Consider the following 19,389-nt stretch of genomic DNA (forward strand, 5'->3'; position numbering starts at 1 on the left):
CCCTTTAACCGGAATTCGAAGTATGAAGGTTCCAGGAAAGGCCCTGTTCACATCCTCGGAGAGCAAGGTATTGTTTAAATGACCAACGTTTAAAGAAACTTTCCGCCGCTTCAACTCCCGCGTCGAACATCCCCTTCCGCTTCTTTTTATCCAGGTCGAAATCAGTCATCTTAACTCCCAGGGTAGGCACCTGAATCGTCCTCACCCGATCCTGTTCCTTGATATGCCGGTTGTCGTGGGCATCCATCATCGTGAGAAACATCGCCCGTAACAGAGAGATAGGACCTTCGATCTGGTGACCCCCCGCTTCCTCCGACAGAAACCGAAATCCGAAGGTGGGCCACCTGGGATTTTTTTGATCGAATAGCCAGACGGGAAAATTGCTGAGCACTCCACCGTCCACCACATAACTGGTTTCTTTGGAAGGTCTGTGGAACACCCGAACCGGATCGAAGAAGAAAGGGATGGAACAGCTCATCAGAACCGCCCGGGCAACAGACAATTTTTCGGGGGAAATCCCGTATTCCTGCAAGTCCTGTGGGAGCACCAAGAGATTTCCCCTGCTGATATCCGAGGCGATAATCGACAGCTCCCGTTCTTTTAGATCCGCGAAAGTGTAAACATTTTTCCTGGCCAGCATTTCCCCGACCCATCGTTCCAACGGGCGGCCGGAGTATAATCCCTTTTTCACCCATAAGCGAATACTCGGGCCGATATAGGGAAGTCGGTGATACCACGCTGTTGCCGTAAGCGTGGTAAAATCATACTCCTCCAGCTCCCGGTATAATTCCCCGCTTCGGTAGCCCGCCGCCAGCAAGGCGGCGACCAGAGACCCGGCGGAGGTTCCGGCCAGTCGTTTCCATTTATATCCTTTTTCTTCAGCCACACTTAAAGCCCCCACCAACCCAAAAGCTTTGACCCCTCCTCCTTCCAACACCGCATCGGCAAAAATCCGGATCACCCCCCGGAAAGGATTGGCCGCCAGTCGGGCTGCCCCATATCATGTTTATGCCGCTCAAGGAACAAAAAAACCCCATGGATCACCACAGGGCTCTTCATGAGTCAATCTCTTCCAGTTCATATGCCTGTTTAAAAGCCTTCAATTCCTTTACCCGCTCCGGATTCTTTTGGAAATATTCCACCAGGTATTCAATGTTGTTGATGGAATCCCAACTGAGATGGTGTTCTATCCCCTCCACATCATCATATATTCGGCTTTCATCCACACCGATGATCCGCAAAAACTCTTCTAGAAGTGTGTGACGGTCCAACAGTCTTTTGCCGATTTTTTTTCCTTTCGGTGTCAAAACCAAACCCCGGTATTTCTCATAAATCAGATACTGGTTCTGATCCAGTTTTTGCACCATTTTGGTAACCGAAGAAGGGTGCACCTCCAGTGCTTCGGCAATATCCGAAACTCTGGCATACCCCTTTTCTTCAATCAGTTTATAGATCACTTCCAAGTAATCCTCCATACTTGGCGTCGGCATAAAACTCCTCCTGTCCAGGTCATCCCGAATCGGTACAATCTCCCTCAGTTCCGACTGGGTTCATATAATCTGTCCATACTATTATACATGACATGGTAATCCCATGATGGGAATATGTAGTGAACCCTTCGACTGATGCACCTCAAATTCCTTCACCCCATTGTATCGGTTGGCAAAAAAGTTTGCAAACTAATGTTCTAATCTTTCACGGGACAATCCGCTCCTTGAAAAGTAGCTGGCATCTCATGCCGACTGATATCCTCTGTTTGAGGTTCCGGATTCCAAAAGGGGGTTCATCCTCCATTCTCCAATCCAGCAGATACGCGACGAATCGGATTGGCAACCAACCAAATCCATCTCCCCGCCATGATGACAGCCCACTTTGAAAGTCGCCCTTTTTCAAGTGTGTAAGTTAAGAAAAACAGTCTTCATGGGTTAGGATGAAACGAACGTCGTTCGGTGGCTGCCATGCGGCAGTTACACCCACGGAACACAAGTCTTAGCAGGTGCGATTCGCCTCCAGTCTCATTGAGACAGGTAACGCCTCCCTTTCCAATGCCTGGTTTTGGTTATCAGCAGCCCTGATCTTTACAAACAAGCGGTCCTTGGTTAAACTAGTGGAAAACATATGGGGTTGTGCAAGCCAATTTGCTTGCATGCAAAATGCCATGCGTACCTTCATGGTTGGATATGAAATCCGAAACCAACCGTTCATTTCCGCTTGGATCATGGCAACTAGCTGTAGGGCTCGCTTAAGGTGTGTCTGGTCATTCACTTTGATGTGTGTAACTCATTTACAACGCTTCTAGCAATGATTTTTATCATACAAGCCCTGGTTGGCTTGGAGAATTACCCAAGAATCCGACGGCTTCAGCCGCGTCCCATGAACATCCCGTGGAGACAGCCTATTTTCAGCTCACTCAGGAAACCGGGACCACCTGGAGGAATACCATGTACAAATGGATTCAGGTTCACAGGCCGGTAGTTTCCGGTAAAAAAACAAGATGCTTATTCAAGTTCGCCAGTTTATCCCTCCCAGCAAAAAGGGGAATCGGGCCTGTCCCGGTTCCCTTTTTGCTTGGGCTTTTTTCAACTAAAGGAGGAAAGTGATATGTCTAGCACCATCACTCTAAATGGAGAAGATCTCACCCTGGAGGAATTTGAACAAGTGGTCCGTTGGGGTGCTCCGGTCTCTCTGTCCGAAAGCGCTGTTGAGAAGATGAACCGCTCCCGGTCCACAGTGGAATCCCTGGTTCGGGACGGTCGGACTGTATATGGCATCACCACCGGCTTCGGGAAATTCAGTGATACCCTGATCGACCGCTCCCAATCGACGGAACTGCAGATGAATCTGATTCGAAGTCACGCCTGTGGGGCAGGGAATCCCCTGGATGAAGAGACAGTTCGGGGGATGATGCTTCTTCGGGCCAATGCCTTGGCCAAAGGATATTCGGGAATCCGGCCGGTCACAGTAGAAACCCTGATCCAGCTTCTGAATAACAAAATTCATCCCGTGATCCCTTCCCAGGGGTCTCTCGGAGCCAGTGGCGACCTCGCCCCTCTCGCTCACATGTCCCTGTCTCTCCTGGGGGAAGGAGAGGTAATCCACCATGGCCGACGGATGGATGCGGCCACCGCACTGGAACAGGTCGGAATCCCCCCGGTCCGATTGGAAGCCAAAGAGGGGTTGGCCTTGATTAACGGTACCCAGATGATGACCAGTCTGGCGGCCTTGTCCATCCTGGATACCCACCGACTGCTGCTGGCAGCGGATGTGATCGCCGCCATGACTCTGGAAGCCCTCGGCGGCATCCCCCATGCCTTTCATCCCCTTCTCCATGAAGCGAGGGGACAACTGGGACAAACCGAAACCGCCCTGAGATTGAGACAGCTTCTGTCCGGCAGTCAACGAACCACCCGCCCCGGTGAAAAACGGGTTCAAGATGCATACAGTCTCCGCTGCATCCCTCAGGTGCACGGTGCCTCACTGGATGCCTATCACTATGTGCAACAAGTGGTGGTGCGGGAACTGAATGCCGCCACTGACAATCCTCTGTTATTTCCTGAGGAAGGGGAGGTGATTTCCGGGGGCAATTTTCACGGACAACCTCTCGCGTTGGCGGCGGATTTTTTAGCGATCGCCGTGGCAGAACTGGGCAGTATCTCCGAGCGGAGGACGGAACGACTGGTCAACCCGCAACTGAGCGGATTGCCTGCCTTTTTGACCCGTAACGGAGGACTTCATTCAGGTTATATGATTCTTCAGTACCTGGCGGCTTCCCTCGTCTCGGAAAACAAAACCCTTTGTCATCCGGCATCCGTCGATTCCATCCCGTCCTCCGCCAATCAGGAGGATCATGTCAGCATGGGCTCCATCGCCGCCCGCAAACTGCGCACCGTCATCCAAAATGTGACCCGAACATTGGCGGTGGAATACCTGTGTGCCGCCCAAGCGCTGGAATACGGGGAAGGCCAGCTTGGCACAGGGACAGAGGCGGCCTATCGGCTGCTCCGGGAGCAGGTCCCCCCTTTGACCGACGACCGGGTGGGACACACCGATGTGGAAAAAGCCGCTGGATTGATCCGAAACGGTCGCTTGGATGAAACAGTGAGAAAACACCTTCAATCAAATCTGGACTAAAAAGACCCACCCCACTCTGTTCAACAGAAGGGGGTGGGTGTTCTATTCTTCTTCTAAAGGCAGGGGGACCGGTTTGTAATTCAGATAGTCACAAGAAACCAGCTTCAGTCGCACACCTTCCACCATTCCTTCCACCGCATCGCGGTGGGCACGCCCGTGAAGGTGACCGTAAATACAGACTTTTACCTCATACTCCTTGAGCAGTTCCATAAAGTCGGATGTGTTCACCCGGGCAGTCACTGGGGGAAAATGAAGCATGGCGATTCTCTCTTTGTCCGGATGTTCTTTCACCGCAGACTCCAGCGCCAGCCGCAGGCGACCCACTTGTCTGTCATAAATCTTCCGGTCTGTCCCCTCATCCCATACGGAATCCCCTGGCAGATTCCATCCCCGGGTGCCCGCCACCGCATACTCTTCCACCAAGGTATAATCGGCGTCCACCCACTCCATTCCTGGAGGGAGAGTCTTCCGCACCTTTCTTTTACTCTGGGCGTAATAACAATGGTTACCCGGTGAGAGAACTTTTTTTCCCGGCAACGCATGGATCCACTCAAAATCATAGCGTGCTTGGTCCAATTTGAGTGCCCAACTGATATCCCCGGGGATCAACACCGTATCCTCAGGGCCAACAACTTCCAACCAATGATCCCGAATCTGCTCGTAATGTCGAGTCCACCCAAATTTATCCATCGGTTTATCGATGTCCTGTTCAAAATTGATATCGTACAGACCCACCGCTTTGTTAAAAGAGAGATGGAGATCACTGATCGCATAAATGCCCAAGATTGGATCACATCCTTTTCTGTCATCCACTGATCCATCGCGGAACGAACACATTATATCATGAGAAAGGTGCCCCCCCAAAGGAATACGCCCTTCCTTCCCCCTTTTCCCTTGAATAAATATAACTATGATCAATAGACGAAGGGGGACGCTGTTGACGCCTTCCAAAAGGTTCCTCTACACAGCTTTGGGAGATTCCATTACAGAAGGTTATTCCGCTCCACACAAATTCGGCTACGTCAACTTGCTGGCATACCGACTCCGTAGGGAACACCCCTCCTTCCGCCTCCGTAACACGGGCCGAAAAGGATGGACCAGCCGACGGCTTCTGCTTCGGCTCCGCCACTCTCCGCGTCTTTTGTGGGCTGTTGGCCGTGCGGACCTATTAACCTTGTGGATCGGCGGTAACGATCTGATCTTTGCATATATCAAGGGCATGATGTCCACATCCCCTCACCTTTATGAGCGGGCTTTGACTCAATACCTGCACACGATGGATCAAATCTTTACCCGAGTCCATCAGGTCCGTTCCCGTCCGTTTCTCGTTTGCAACCTTTATAATCCTTTTCCCAATTCGGGGTTTGCCCGCCGATGGGTTGAAGAATTCAATCAAGTACTCGCCGGAGTGTGCAATCGTTGGACGGTTCCCATGGTGGATATCCATTCGATCTTTCTGGGGAGAGAGGCGGAACTGATTCACGGTTACCAAAATGGAACGATCTCTGATATCCCTCTGATCGGCCGTCGACCCGTCCATCCCAACAGGAGGGGACATGAAGTGATTGCCAATACCCTGTGGGGAGTGATCAATTCCTGAAAAAAACGCCCCGCATCACAGTGATGCGGGACTTCTTTGTCACATTCAGGAACAGCCGGTGGTGGATCCACAATCCAAACACACATAGCAGGAACCGTTTCTCTTGGTCATCCCGCCACACTCAACGCAGAGCGGGGCACCGCTGGAGGCGCGGATCGCCTCCAGGTTGTCCTGAGATGCTTCCCGACTTCCGGTGACTTCCTTGAAAGCTTGTTCCAACTCGGTGCCGGCATGCACCGGCGTAGCAGCTCTTTCCTCTTTCTCTTCGATCTCCACCTGCTCCCGTTTCCATCGGTTCGCGTAGATTCGAAGTTCTTCCTGTTTTGGGGGAAGCTGAACAAAATCAGTCCGTCCCAGGTATTCCATCCCGAGAAGGCGGAACACATAATCGATGACGGAGGTAGCCATTTTGATGTTGGGATGGTTGACGGTCCCCGCCGGTTCAAACCGGGTGAAAGTCATGGAGTTAATGTACTTTTCCAAAGGAACCCCATGTTGCAGTCCCAGAGAGACGGCCACGGCAAAAGCATCCAACATACCGCGCATGGTGCTTCCGGCTTTGTGCATGTCGATAAAGATCTCACCCAGGGAACCATCTTCATATTCACCGGTGCGGACAAAGATTTTATGACCCGCCACCCGGGCTTCCTGAGTGATTCCTCCGCGCTTTTTGGGCAGGCGGCGCCGTACGCTGGGAACGTGCCCTTTCGCATATACTTCTTTCAGACTGGAAGCGGTCGCGGCCAGGGATTCTGACGTCTCCGTCCGGAGTTTGGAATTCGTCTCCGCTTCCTCTCCATCTCCTTGATCATCCCCGCGGGAGTTCAGAGGCTGGGAACTTTTGGAACCGTCACGATACAGGGCCACTGCTTTTAGCCCCAGTCTCCACCCTTCATGGTAAGCATGCTGAATATCTTCCACTGTGGAATCCCCGGGCATATTGATCGTCTTAGAGATCGCTCCGGACAGGAAAGGCTGAGCCGCAGCCATCATCCGCAAATGACCCATGTAATGGATAAACCGTTTTCCGTGCTTGCCGCAGGGATTAGCGGTATCGAAGACCGGATAATGCTCTTCCCTCAGATGGGGCGCCCCTTCCGTGGTCATCATCCCGCAAACCGTATCATTGGCTTCCTCGATTTGAGCACGTGTAAATCCGATCGCCTGCAAGAAATTGAAATCGGGAGATTGAACTTCCTCCGGTTCAAAGCCCAACCGTTTGATGCATTCTTCCCCCAACGTCCAGAGGTTGAAGGCGAAGGAGAGTTCAAAAACAGTGGGCAAAGCCTCCTCCACCCGGTCCAACTCCGCATCGGTCAACCCTTTTTCTTTTAATGTCCTCCGATTGATATGGGGTGCATCGGTCAGGCGGAGGGTTCCGGTAACATAGGTCAGAATGTCCCGAATCTCCTCTTCAGTGTAACCCAAGTTCTTCAGAGCCGGCCGGATGGATTGATTGGCGATCTTGAAATATCCGCCACCGGCCAGCTTTTTAAATTTGACCAGGGCAAAATCGGGTTCCACTCCCGTAGTGTCACAGTCCATCAGCAGACCAATGGTGCCCGTTGGAGCCAGCAACGTCGCCTGGGCATTGCGATAGCCATACTTCTCTCCCAGTTCCAGGGCTTCATCCCAGCTCAATCGCGCCGCCTCCAACAGATCCGGCGGACAGTGGGTGGGATGGATTCCCATCGGCGGTACGGTCAGGCCTTCATACTCGTCATCGGCCACATTGTAGGCTGCCCGGCGGTGATTGCGGATCACACGGAGCATATGCTCCCGGTTGAGGGGAAAAGCCTTGAACGGCCCGAGTTCGCGGGCCATCTCCGCTGATGTGGCATAGGCGGTTCCGGTCATGATCGCTGTCACCGCCCCTGTGATCGCCAAAGCTTCGTCGGAGTCATAGGGAATTCCCGATACCATCAAGACCGTGCCGATATTGGCATAACCCAATCCCAGTGTCCGATACTCATAGGAGAGTCGGGCGATCTCCTTGGAGGGGTACTGTGCCATCAACACGGAGATCTCCAGCACCACCGTCCAGAGACGGGAAGCATGCTTCAACGCCGGAATATCGAACCGGGTCTTTTCCACATCATAGAATTTCAGCAAATTCAAGGATGCCAGGTTACAGGCCGTATTGTCCAGGAACATATATTCAGAGCAGGGGTTGGACGCATTGATCCGATTGTGGCGGGCTCCCAACTGACCATCCATGCCGGCGGGTGAAGTATGCCATTCATTGATCGTCCCGTCATATTGGAGACCCGGATCAGCACACTCCCAGGCCGCCTCCGAGATTTGCCGCCAGAGATCCCTGGCTGGCACCGTCTTGCTCACTTTCCCATCTGTCCGGCGGATCAGATTCCATCCCCCATCCTCTTCCAGTGCCCGGAAAAATTCATTGGGGACACGGACTGAGTTGTTGGAATTTTGCCCGGAGATGGTCTCGTAGGCTTCCCCGTTGAAGGAAGAGTCGTAGCCCGCTTCAATCAGGGCCCGCACCTTTTTCTCTTCGTTGGACTTCCAGTTGATAAACTCTTCCACATCGGGATGATCCAGATCCAGGGTGACCATCTTCGCGGCACGACGAGTGGTCCCTCCGGATTTGATGGCACCGGCGGCCCGGTCGCCGATCTTCAGAAAAGAGAGCAGTCCCGAAGACGTCCCGCCTCCGGAGAGGGGTTCCCCCTTCCCACGGATATTGGAAAAGTTGGTGCCTGTCCCACTTCCATATTTAAAGAGACGGGCTTCCCGCACCCAGAGGTCCATGATTCCCCCCTCGTTCACCAGATCATCTTCCACTGATTGGATAAAGCAGGCGTGGGGTTGGGGGCGGCTATACGCATCTTTCCCCCGGTGCAGCTCCTCCGTCTCCGGATCAACATAGTAGTGTCCTTGGGCTTTACCCGTAATCCCGTAGGCATAGGCCAGCCCGGTGTTGAACCATTGGGGTGAATTGGGAGCGGCCATCTGATGGAGCAGCATATAAACCAGCTCATCATAAAAAGCCTGGGCGTCCTCTTTAGTGTCGAAGTACCCGTTGTTCTCCCCCCACTCGCGCCAGCAACCGGCGAGCCGGTGAATCACCTGGCGGACACTCCGCTCGGGACCGGTGACCGGCTCCCCATTTTCATCCAAGATCGGAGTCCCGTTTTTATCGGTCTGGGGAACCCCCGCCTTCCGAAAATACTTTGAGATCATGATATCCGCGGCCACTTGGGACCATTGTTTCGGAACTTCCGCCCCTTTCATTTCAAAAACGACCGAGCCGTCGGGATTGGTGATGCGGCAATCCCGTTTCACATACTCGACGCTCTCGAAGGGATCGTCACCATTGCGGGTGAAATATCGTTGGATCTTCAAACTCCATCTCCCCCTCTTCTGCGACTTCCTTGATGTATCATTCGTATGATGAAAAATCGCAATATGTAGGTTCTATGTTATTATACCACTACTATATATAGAATAAAATCTGAATTTCATCGATAGAACCCGTCGCGGGAAGATAAAGAGGACTCCGGTGACCTCTTGATTCCTGATCCCCTTTTTTCGGGTTTGCCTTTTTTGATTTTGAGAAGGTAATGCTTGTCATTTTGTCGCTGATCAGTCACACTGGTGCTAACCCTCTGAACACATGGGAGGAAGATAATATGGTAATTCTGTTCGATGAACAACTGATCCCCCGAAACCGGGCGCACGTGGATATTGAAGATCGGGGGTATCAGTTCGGGGACGGCGTCTATGAGGTGATCCGTGTCTATGGCGGAAACATGTTTTGCAAGGCTCAGCACCTGAGCCGTCTGGAGCGAAGTGCCAATGAAATCCGGCTTAATCTCCCCTTCACCCTGGAACGGCTGGACACTCTGTTGGAAGAGCTGGTCAAACAAAACCGGCTCCGAGAAGGAACCATCTATCTGCAGGCGAGTCGGGGAACCGCCCCCCGAAACCATTCCTTCCCTGAACAGGCCCGTTCCAAGGTGATAGCTTATACAACGGAGGCCCCCCGTCCTCTTGAGACCCTCCGACAAGGTGTCCGTGCGATCACGGAACCGGATCTGCGCTGGCTCCGTTGTGATATCAAGTCCCTCAACCTGCTGGGAGCTGTCCTCGCCAAACAGAAGGCGGTGGATAGCGGTTGTCAGGAAGCCATTCTGCACCGGGATGGTCAAGTGACCGAAGGAAGCTCCACCAATGTCTTCATCGTCAAAGATGGACGTCTCGCCACCCACCCCGCCGACCATTTCATCCTCCGGGGAATCACCCGGGACGTGGTCATAGAATTAGCGAAAGAGCTGGGGATTCCCGTGACGGAGAGAGCCTTCTCCGTAGAAGAACTCTTCCGTGCCGATGAGGTGTTGATCTCCTCCACCACCATGGAGATCACACCCATCATATCCATCGACGGCCGCAAGGTGGGAAGCGGCTCTCCCGGTCCACTGACCCGCCAGTTGCAAACTGCCTTTGAAAAGCGAATTTCCCATTCCGCCTCCGGTAGCTGATCGTCGCCGGTTGCCCTGCACAGGAAAACGCCCCGTCCACACAGGCAGGGCGTTTCTGTTTTAAAGGATGATTCAACTATGATTTCCAATTTCCAAGGAATCGGATTTGTCCCTCATCAAAGTGATCTCCGATTTTGTGACGACAGAGATCCTGCGGAGGGAAACCGGTTTGGTCGGATGAGTCTCAATCTTCCGCTTGACATTCTGATGGGTTAACTCAACGGAAAACTCGCTGGAATCACTGGCGATGGAAACCCCGGAGTCTTTTGCGGGGTCCCACTTCGTCCCCAGATAACCGGTTCCCAATTTTTCTGTTTCATAGCCGATCCGGGAAAGTTCGATCAGTCCGTTTTTCATCCAGGAGAGAGTATAACGCTCTCCAGTGACACTTTCCATCTCCAACCGAAGGGGATCCCCTTCAAAGTCCTCCTTGCGCTTAAAGAAAAAGGAGGACTGTTCTTGATTCACATGAACCCGTGCATCAGGCCCCACTTCAAACCGGTCCTGATATAAAATCCCGTTACCGTCGACCAACAACCAAGGCTGTCCTTCCATCCAGCCGGAAAGGGATTCAGTTTCCGAGTCGATCCTGGAAATTTCGGGATTGGCAAACCGGGTCCCTTTCTCCCCTTTCATCTCCACCTTGAACACGGAATCCATCGGTACCTGCCCCACTGCCACCCATTTTTGGTCGGTTCCCTTTTCCGTAAGGGAGACCCGGAAAGGTTGGCCCGGCAGATAAATCACTTCCAGCTCATACTTTTTGTCAGGTTGGATCGAGAATCGATCCCTTGGATGAACCAAGTCAAAGGTCTCTCCATTCACATACTGAAACAGGTTCACTTTGCCGTTGCGAGTGACTCGAACGCCGAAGTCCGACTCCACATTCTCGGAAACCACCGCCAACGAGAAGGGCTTGTGATCCTTCTGGGAAAGCTCGCCCGTCAGTCGGAAAGAGGTGTCTATGGAGGGGGGCAAAGTTTGTGTCGTCGGCTTATCCTTCGCGAAAGAAACATCGGAGTATGTACCCTTTCCTTTGATGCTCAACTGTTTCTCCGCATTTTCTTCATCCGCCGCAGCACCGTTGTTATTGATCAACTCATTTCCTGCGATCACACCGGCCGTCAGCAATACCACGGCTATCCCCGGATAAACCCACTTACGGGCGGAAACCGGTCTTTTCTTTGAAGAAGGCTTGTTCGCTTTCGGAGGCACTGTTTTTTCAGCCGCCTCCAACACCTGTTCCATGGATTGTTCCGGGTCCATCGTTTTCAACACCAGATCTTTCATCGGTTTGGGGAGTTCACGGATACTTCGTTCCGATTCGGGCTCCTCAGGACACCTGTCCAATTGAAAACCCGTAAGCAAAAAATGAAGAAGAAACCGCCATTTCACATCGTCCTTCATTTTGGACAATTTTTCAAAACTGACAAACAACACAAAAGGCCGGGATCCCTCCATGATGATATTCCGCGGATCCAATGTGGTATAGAGGGGGATCGGCAGTTTGGACAACCGAACCGTTGTCCGTAACAATTGACGATAAACCGAAAGAGCTTGGGCCGGCTCCATCCCCTGTCGCGGCCGGATCATCAGCGAAAGGGGTTCACCGGTCAACGGAGGATGGACCAAGACGATCCGGTCCGGCTCCTCGATGACATCCAAAATCGGTGCCAAATGCACGTTCTCAAGGTTGATCAACATTTTTTCCAAACCCGGAGGTAATGGATCCTTGAGAGAAATCTCCTGGAGAAGAACCTGCATCCCGTCCGGCGATTTGGCCGAGATCAGCTGGCCGGAGAAAAACGTCAAAACGTCTTCCACCTGATAGTGCTCATAATACCGGCCATTCGCATTACCCGTGGAGCTCATAGATCGTTCCTCCCAAACAAAAGTGCTAAAATTTTTTCACGAGCGAAGGCACCGCGGGATTTACCACCGGGCGCAATGACTCGTTCCTTTATACCACGGGATTCCGGTATGGATTCACCCGATGTATACCCTAAACCTATTATGACACAGAACGTGAAAGCCCGACAACGCTTAAAACTAAAACAGACAATGTATGCGTTTTTCCTCCAACCGGCGGAGACGGTGATTCAAAGCATCCAACTCTCTCCCGCAGTTCCCCTGTCCCCTCCGCTTCCGTTTCAACAAGCGTCCCTTCGCTTCCTGTGCCATCCGATACGCCCGGTTCACCTCCCCTGTCCGGTGCTCAAAGAGCTTGGACAACTCCACACAAGGCTCCGGGTTGAGCCGGTCTTCTTCCATCCACGTCATCCACAGCTGCAGGGCCGCTTCCCATTCCCCCTTCCCCTTCAACAGTGAGGAGGCTCCCCGAAAGGCTTCCCTTCTGTAACGAAGGGGCAGATCCGGCCGGGTGTGGATCTGTGAAAATCTAGCAAGAGCCCGCTCCGGATCCCGCTCCCGCCACCAATTTCCCAAAGCCAACGACTCAGCGGGATGAGTGGGCTGAATCTTTCCAATACTCAGATAGTTGAGATGGATCCACAATGAGACGAGAGAAAGGACATCCTGTTCGTTATGACGGAAAACCCCATCCATTTTAGCCGGATCCCCTCCCTTCAAGTAATCGAAATAAAGTGTCGGGGCCAATTGCCCCGGAACATCGTTCAAACGCTTCACGCCCAGTCGGGCCGCTTCCACCTCTTGCAACCGGCAAGAGGGAAGTTGTTCCCTCCACAACCGACGGCTGGGATACAAAAGATCACAGTGAACCTTTTCCTCCACCCAGGGCAGGCGGTGAACAGTGGTCCTCGTTTTTAACTGATTCCAGTCAAAAGCTTTGCCATTATAAGAAACCACCACAGGAAAAGAGGAGACCAGCTCCAGAAAATCTTCCAGCAACGCCGGTTCGCCCTCCACCCGGGGCAAAAAGAAGTGCTCCACAATAAAAGAATCCTCCCGGTAGTATCCGATGCCATATAAAAAAATCAGGTTTCCGGCTCCTGTCCCGAGCCCCGTTGTTTCGGTATCAAAAAAGAGCAGGTCTTCAACTGCTCTCTCCTCGACCCCCTCGGGCCACAATGGAGACGCGCCCAACGGGCTTCCCCGCAGCTCCCCGAGGGAATATAGGCCCATTCGCTTCTCCAAAGGATAAACCTTGCGGCGGTATAGATAGGCACCCTTTTCCTTTTCCCGACAAATAAAACCTGGGAGGGGAGTCTCCGCTCCTCCAGCAGGAGACTCCGACGCCGGGGTCGGCTTTTTTTGAGCTTGAAAGTGCATTCGCAATCGGTCTCTCAGGGACATCACCATCACTCCGCTTTTCATTCGCTCTGATGTTCTCATTGTATCCTCAACCGGGCGAAAAAGCGATGCCTGGAAAACTATTTCAGCTCTCCCACTCCTCCAGGAGAGAATTCAAAAGAGTAAGGGTTAATGCCTTTCCCTTTCTCCCGATTTCCTCTTCGGGTCCGGTGCAGGATGGACACCCTTCTTCACAGGGACAACGATGGATGTGTTCCCGGGAGGTATGGAGCAGCTCCCGGTGCAGTTCAAAAAGTTTCTCACTGAGCCCCACACCCCCGGGATATTTATCATACAGAAAAATCGTCGGTTTTCCGGTGAGGGTCGCTTTCACTTGAGTAACCACCCCCAAATCCCGGGGGTCACACATCAGATAGAGGGGAGCCAATTGGGAGAGGACGTTGCTGAGTCCCACCAACCCCGATTGCAGATCCTCCCGGCCAAGCCGGGAGGCGATCTCCTCCCCAGCCGTCATCCAGTAAGCGGTGGTGTGCATCTCCTCTTCCGGAAGGTGGATCGGACCACTGCCGATATTCTCATGGGTTCCGAACTTGATCTTTTTAAAAAGGGTCGCCAGCGCGTTCACCGTCACTTCCCCCATCGTCCTTTCCCGGTTGGGACCATCCATCTCTGTCCGCTCCATCTCCAACACCCGGAGTTGAACTGCCAGATTAGCATCAGTGTAATAATCGACATCCACCTTTCGTACAAAGGCCTTTTTCTCTTCATAGTCCAATTTTTCCACCTGATACTGAATCCCTTCATGAAGATAGATCGCTTCTTCATGAATCAGGGTTGGTGCGCTGAACCGGTCCACTTCCCCCAGAACACGGTGATGTCCCGTCTCGCTGATGTCGATGATGACGAAGTTCTCTTGGGCGGCGGAACGGAGACTGATCTCTTTGGCGGGAAAGGATTGATCCATCCAATACCAACGTCCTCCCGACCGGTGCAGAATCCGCTCCTCCACCAGGAAATCCAACACCTCTTCCGTGGCGACACCGAATTCATCTCCTTCTTCAAAAGGAAGCTCATAGGCGGCACACTTGATGTGATTGACCAAAATCACCAGGTTATCCGGCTGGATGAGAGCATGCTCCGGTGTTCGTTTCAAAAAATACTCCGGGTGTTCAATCACATATTGGTCCAGCGGATTGCTCGAAGCCACCAAAAAAGTGACTGAGGCTCTCTGACGGCGTCCCGCCCGCCCTGCTTGCTGCCAAGTGCTGGCGATGGTCCCCGGATATCCGCAGATGACACAAGCTTCCAACTCTCCGATATCGATTCCCAATTCCAAGGCATTGGTGCTGACGACTCCCCGAATCTCCCCCTTACGGAGACCCTCTTCAATCTTTCGACGCTGAATGGGAAGATACCCGCCACGGTAACCCCGCACCTTGCCTGGCAGGGCTCTTTGCAAATAGGTGAGAAGTACCTCCACCCGCACCCGGGAACGAGCGAACACAATCGTCTGCACACCGTTTTGAATCAATTCTTCCGCCAGGGTTTTCGCCTCCAACAGACTGCTCCGCCGGATTCCGAGGGCGGGGTTGGCCACGGGCGGATTGAAAAAAACAAAATGCTTCTCGCCACTGGGTGCTCCGTTGTTATCCACGATCCGGACCGGCTCGCCCACTAATTTCTCGGCGAACTCCAAGGGATTGGCAATGGTGGCCGAGGACATGATAAACTGCGGATCGGAACCATAATGGCGGCAAATCCGCTTCAGCCGGCGAAGCACATTGGCAAAATGACTTCCGAACACTCCCCGGTAAGCGTGAAGTTCATCAATCACGATACAGCGAAGGTTTTCAAACAGCTTCACCCACTTGGTATGATGTGGCAGAACCGCCTGGTGCAACATATCAGGATTGGTCACCACCAGATGTCCCGCCCGGCGAATCATTTGCCGGGCGGCGGGAGGAGTGTCCCCGTCATAGGTATACCCTTTGATCCCGCGATCCAACGCTTCAATCATGGTATTTAATTCCTTCATCTGATCATAGGCCAAGGCTTTTGTCGGAAAGATGTACAAGGCCCGGGCCTACGAATCTTCCAGGATCCGGTGCAAAACCGGCAAATTATAGCACAGCGTCTTCCCCGACGCGGTCGGGGTGATGGTGACCACGTGTTTTCCCTCCAGACAAGCTTTCACTGCCGTCGCCTGGTGAGTGTACAACCTTTCAATTCCCCGCTGCCGAAGAACCTCCTTTAAATCCGTATGCAACTCTTCGGGAAAATCGGCATATTGCGCCGGTGTTGCCGGAATCGTCTCCCAGCGGGTCACTTTGTTCCGAATCTGCCTCCGATTTTTCATCTGTTCAATCAGCATCTTGGCATTCATCCAATTCTCCTCCCTATTCGGAGGATACCCGAAAGCACGTTCGGGCACAAGACTGAAAAAACTCTCATGACACGAACATTCCAGAACCGGGGATGTCTGCCTGTTTTCACCACATCCACACAGCCGCCAGAGTGGACAGGATTAGACCTGCCAGGACAGGGATAAAATTCCTTCGGACCAACTCCGTCACCGATACGCCGGCAAATCCCGCCACCGCCATCAAGGATGACCAGGCGATCATCGTACCTCCTCCGGTCCAGACACTGCCCATCTGACCCACGACAGCTAAGGTGACGGGATCCATTCCCGAAGGGACGGCCAACGCCCCGGAAAGCCCCCCGGTCAAGGGCAGTCCGGAAAAACCGGAACCGTCCAGACCTGTGATCATGCCAACCACCAAGATTCCAAATGCGGTCAGGACCCCGTTTTCGGGAACCAAGTCCTGCCCCGCCCGGACGAGATCAAACAGGAAGGAGGGAGCATCCCTCCCTGCAGACAGGATCTCTCCGGAAAAATCCCCGCTCCCCAGGAAGAAGAAGCCAGCGATGGGAACCACCGGTCCCATGGTGCGAAAGGCGAACAAAAAACCTTCCACCAAGTGATCATTGACCCGGTCCAATGCTTGAACCCGCGCATAGGCGACGGTGGACGCGGTCAAGAGAATCGCCGCCACTCCCCCGATCAGGGCTGCCCCTCCCAAACCCGCCACGGAGTGACCACCCGATTGGGAGGTGACCATATAGACTATGACACTCAACAACGACAATGGCACCACCATCGCAAAGACCCGTCCCCAGACGGTTAAACCCTTCTCACGCAAGGAGAATTCCTTTCCATTCTTCTGGAATTTGGGCTTCATCCCCAGCGCCGGATCTCTCTTCCCCATCTGCTTTCGCAAGGAAAGATAAGCCCACCCGAGAGCGACCAAGCCGGTGATCCATGAGAGAAACCAGGCCCGCTCCGCCACAGCCGCCGGACTCACCCCTGCGGCCTTAGCGCTCAACATGGGAGCCACCTGCATCACGTAATCCGATGAGAGAGCCATCCCCTGACCGGCCAAGGAGATCGCTACCGCCCCGCCGATGGCCGGAAGTCCTGCCCGGATTGCCGGCGGAAGCAACAAGGCTCCGATCAGGGGGACGGCCGGAGTCGGCCAAAAAAACAGGGACAAAATGTAGGTCCCTCCCGCCAGTATGAAGTAGGAGAGATGACCGTTCACCATCATCCGTTGCACCGGTGCCACCATCAACCGGTCGGCACCCAGATCTTCCAGAGAACGTAACAGTGCCACCATGAGGGCAATGATCAAAAAGATGCTGAATAATTCCCGTGCTGCCACCAGATTGGCGTTAAAAACAGCCTGGAAACCGGTCACCAGATGACCTTTCCAAAGCCAGGCGACCAGCCAGGTTCCGATCCATGCGGGCAAGATCACTCCACGACGGAACAGCATCGTCCCAATCACGACCAGGGTCACCAAAGCATAGATTCCGTGTGCCACAGACAGCCCCATTTCCGGCACCTTCCTTTTCCCGATGGGAATGGTCGTTCATCATATGGGAAAGACATGTAAGGCGTGATTTCCTGAAACAAAAGGCCCCCACCGTAGACCGGAGGGGGCTTGGAAGAATCATCATTTTTTAAAATTCCACTCATCCCGCCCATACCGGGATGATACCAACTGCTGTGCCAACTCTTGTTCCCGCGGGGTTAATTCTCCGGGCTCCAGCCGGATCTGCAATCCCTTTTCAAACCCCCGGGTCATCGCCAGCACCGCTTCATCAAAGGAAACCGGGTGTTGCCGCAATTGATTGATAGCCACCGCCTTGTTGAGAAAGCCCCGCTTCACCCGCTCCTTCACCCTTTCTGAAGGAAACCGGAGCACATCAAAAAGCAGGTCCACATCCAGATCCAACAAAATGGAACCGTGTTGCAAAATCACACCCCGTTGTCGGGTCTGGGCACTTCCCGCCACTTTTCTCCCTTCCACCACCAGTTCATAGTTGGAAGGTGAGTCAAAACAGGCCGCCGAACCCAAAGACGCATATTGGACCTTCTCCTCCTCTGTTTCCAAAGGGACCATCTCTGCCTGCAAACCCAGCTCCCGGAACCCTTCCAGAAGCCCGGTGCTGATCACCCGGTAGGAATCGGTGACGGAAGTAGGCATGCCCGGGTAATCCTCACTCAGGATGACACTGTAGGTGACTTCCCGGTCATGGAGAACCGCCCGTCCTCCCGTGGGGCGGCGCACAAAGCCCAACCCGTTGGCACGGATCCGATCCCGATTCACTTCCTTCTTCACCTTTTGAAAATAACCGATGGACAGTGTCGCAGGATCCCACCCGTAGAAACGGAGGGTGGGCGGTGACTCCCCTTCGCTGACGGCGATCAGAACTGCCTCGTCGATCGCCATGTTTTCCGCGCTGGAACGGTTTCCTGTATGTAGAAGACGCCAAGTATCTGCCGTCATCCCCATCACCTACCTTTCAGATACGAAACCATTTTACCGCTTCTGTCCCATTTCCACAAACCGGATCAGAGGTGGCCATGCTCCCTCATCCATTTCACACTGTCGGCGATGGTTTTCTCCAAAGGTCTCCAACGGTAGCCCAACTCCCGTTCCGCTTTGGAAGAGTCATAATAGACGGCCCCATTTATCAATCGGACCAGATCCCAGGCCAAGGGGGCTTCTTTCTTTTTCAGATATCCGTACACCTCCCCCGTTGCTGCAACCCCCGTCGCCACCCATCGGGGGAGAGTCCGAATCCTCCGGTTCATACCGGCGGCATCGGCAATCATTTGAAAAGCCTCTGTCAAGGAAAGATTGGCTCCACCCAGGAGGTAACGTTCCCCGATCCTCCCTCTCTCCGCCGCTGCCAGGTGCCCTTTCACCACATCCACCACATCGCAGAGGTTGACACCCCCTGCCGGTGCGAACTGCAATTTCCCCTGGGCCACTTTCCGGACAAATCCCGGGCGACCCTCCCCCAAAATGATGCTCGGATTGACCACCACTCCCGGCAGCCTCCCGGCTTCCGTCTCTTTCAGCACGATGCGTTCCGCCTGCCATTTGGCCATGGCATATCCATTGTTCAACTGGTCTCCGTTGAAAGGAAAGGTTTCATCCACCGGTTCTCCCGTTTCCGAAAATCCCACCGCTGCCGCGGAACTCGTCTGAATCAACCGGTTCACATCACCCCGAATCACTTCCACCACCATATTTTTCGTTCCCTGAACATGGCTCTCCCCCATGCTTTTCCGCAAGGCCCTCCCCCAGGCTACAGTCCCGGCGGCATGAAACACCCACTCCATCCCCCGGGTGCAACCTGTCAGTGAATCCGGCTCCAGCACATCTCCCTTGAGAAAGCGCACCTCCCTTCGGATCTCCTCCGGCAGCCGCTCCCGCTTGCCTTCCCGTCTGTACAGAATGGTCACCTCGTCTCCCCGTTCCAGCAACCGGCGCACCAAATTTCTCCCCAGAAACCCTGTTCCTCCCGTCACCAGCACACGCATGATATGCACCCCGATTCTTGTTTTCTTTG

Annotated in this window: 12 protein-coding genes and 1 pseudogene; 3 read left to right on the forward strand and 10 right to left on the reverse strand. The window is 53.5% G+C overall.

The window, feature by feature from the left end:
- Positions 1-4: 4 nt before the first annotated feature.
- The gene (locus IEV46_RS05445; protein ID WP_229735916.1) at positions 5-961 is read right to left on the reverse strand and encodes a patatin-like phospholipase family protein; all 957 of its coding nucleotides are present in this window, start codon (positions 959-961) and stop codon (positions 5-7) included.
- Positions 962-1,055: 94 nt separating this feature from the next.
- Positions 1,056-1,490 carry a transcriptional regulator MntR gene (mntR, locus tag IEV46_RS05450; protein WP_188430724.1) on the reverse strand — a complete coding sequence of 145 codons (435 nt, stop codon included), beginning with the start codon at positions 1,488-1,490 and terminating at the stop codon, positions 1,056-1,058.
- A 1,111-nt stretch (positions 1,491-2,601) separates the two neighbouring features.
- Between mntR and hutH the strand changes: the two genes are divergently transcribed.
- Entirely contained in the window at positions 2,602-4,131 is a 1,530-nt protein-coding gene (gene hutH, locus IEV46_RS05455; RefSeq protein WP_188430726.1) for a histidine ammonia-lyase, read from the forward strand.
- Between the two features lie 42 nt (positions 4,132-4,173).
- On the opposite strand, the gene IEV46_RS05460 is transcribed toward hutH, so the two are convergent.
- The gene (locus IEV46_RS05460) at positions 4,174-4,914 is read right to left on the reverse strand and encodes a metallophosphoesterase (RefSeq protein WP_188430728.1); all 741 of its coding nucleotides are present in this window, start codon (positions 4,912-4,914) and stop codon (positions 4,174-4,176) included.
- 154 nt (positions 4,915-5,068) lie between these two features.
- On the opposite strand from IEV46_RS05460, the gene IEV46_RS05465 reads away from it, so the two are divergent.
- The gene (locus tag IEV46_RS05465; protein ID WP_188430730.1) at positions 5,069-5,731 is read left to right on the forward strand and encodes an SGNH/GDSL hydrolase family protein; all 663 of its coding nucleotides are present in this window, start codon (positions 5,069-5,071) and stop codon (positions 5,729-5,731) included.
- 45 nt (positions 5,732-5,776) lie between these two features.
- Here IEV46_RS05465 and IEV46_RS05470 read toward each other — a convergent pair whose 3' ends face one another.
- Positions 5,777-9,160 (reverse strand): vitamin B12-dependent ribonucleotide reductase, encoded by a 3,384-nt coding sequence (locus tag IEV46_RS05470; RefSeq protein ID WP_308420282.1) that lies wholly within the window; start codon positions 9,158-9,160, stop codon positions 5,777-5,779.
- 224 nt (positions 9,161-9,384) lie between these two features.
- Between IEV46_RS05470 and dat the strand changes: the two genes are divergently transcribed.
- Complete coding sequence (gene dat, locus IEV46_RS05475; RefSeq protein WP_188430732.1) at positions 9,385-10,233, forward strand: D-amino-acid transaminase; 849 nt, start codon at positions 9,385-9,387, stop codon at positions 10,231-10,233.
- Positions 10,234-10,305: 72 nt separating this feature from the next.
- On the opposite strand, the gene IEV46_RS05480 is transcribed toward dat, so the two are convergent.
- The 6 genes and pseudogenes from IEV46_RS05480 to IEV46_RS05505 all read right to left on the reverse strand — a co-directional run bounded on the left by IEV46_RS05480 (position 10,306) and on the right by IEV46_RS05505 (position 19,360).
- Positions 10,306-12,105 (reverse strand): serine/threonine-protein kinase, encoded by a 1,800-nt coding sequence (locus IEV46_RS05480; protein ID WP_188430734.1) that lies wholly within the window; start codon positions 12,103-12,105, stop codon positions 10,306-10,308.
- Positions 12,106-12,282: 177 nt separating this feature from the next.
- Entirely contained in the window at positions 12,283-13,545 is a 1,263-nt protein-coding gene (locus IEV46_RS05485) for a ribonuclease H-like domain-containing protein (RefSeq protein WP_188430736.1), read from the reverse strand.
- Between the two features lie 43 nt (positions 13,546-13,588).
- Positions 13,589-15,847: pseudogene (locus IEV46_RS05490) on the reverse strand (DEAD/DEAH box helicase).
- Positions 15,848-15,953: 106 nt separating this feature from the next.
- A complete protein-coding gene (locus IEV46_RS05495) occupies positions 15,954-17,360 on the reverse strand; it encodes a hypothetical protein (protein WP_188430738.1) in 1,407 nt (468 codons plus the stop codon).
- Positions 17,361-17,480: 120 nt separating this feature from the next.
- The gene (gene lipM / locus IEV46_RS05500; RefSeq protein ID WP_188430740.1) at positions 17,481-18,317 is read right to left on the reverse strand and encodes an octanoyltransferase LipM; all 837 of its coding nucleotides are present in this window, start codon (positions 18,315-18,317) and stop codon (positions 17,481-17,483) included.
- Between the two features lie 65 nt (positions 18,318-18,382).
- Positions 18,383-19,360, reverse strand: a complete 978-nt coding sequence (locus tag IEV46_RS05505; RefSeq protein WP_188430742.1) for an SDR family NAD(P)-dependent oxidoreductase — start codon at positions 19,358-19,360, stop codon at positions 18,383-18,385.
- Between the last annotated feature and the right edge of the window lie 29 nt (positions 19,361-19,389).

This window comes from Kroppenstedtia guangzhouensis (assembly GCF_014637345.1).
Taxonomy (GTDB): Bacteria; Bacillota; Bacilli; order Thermoactinomycetales; family DSM-45169; genus Kroppenstedtia; species Kroppenstedtia guangzhouensis.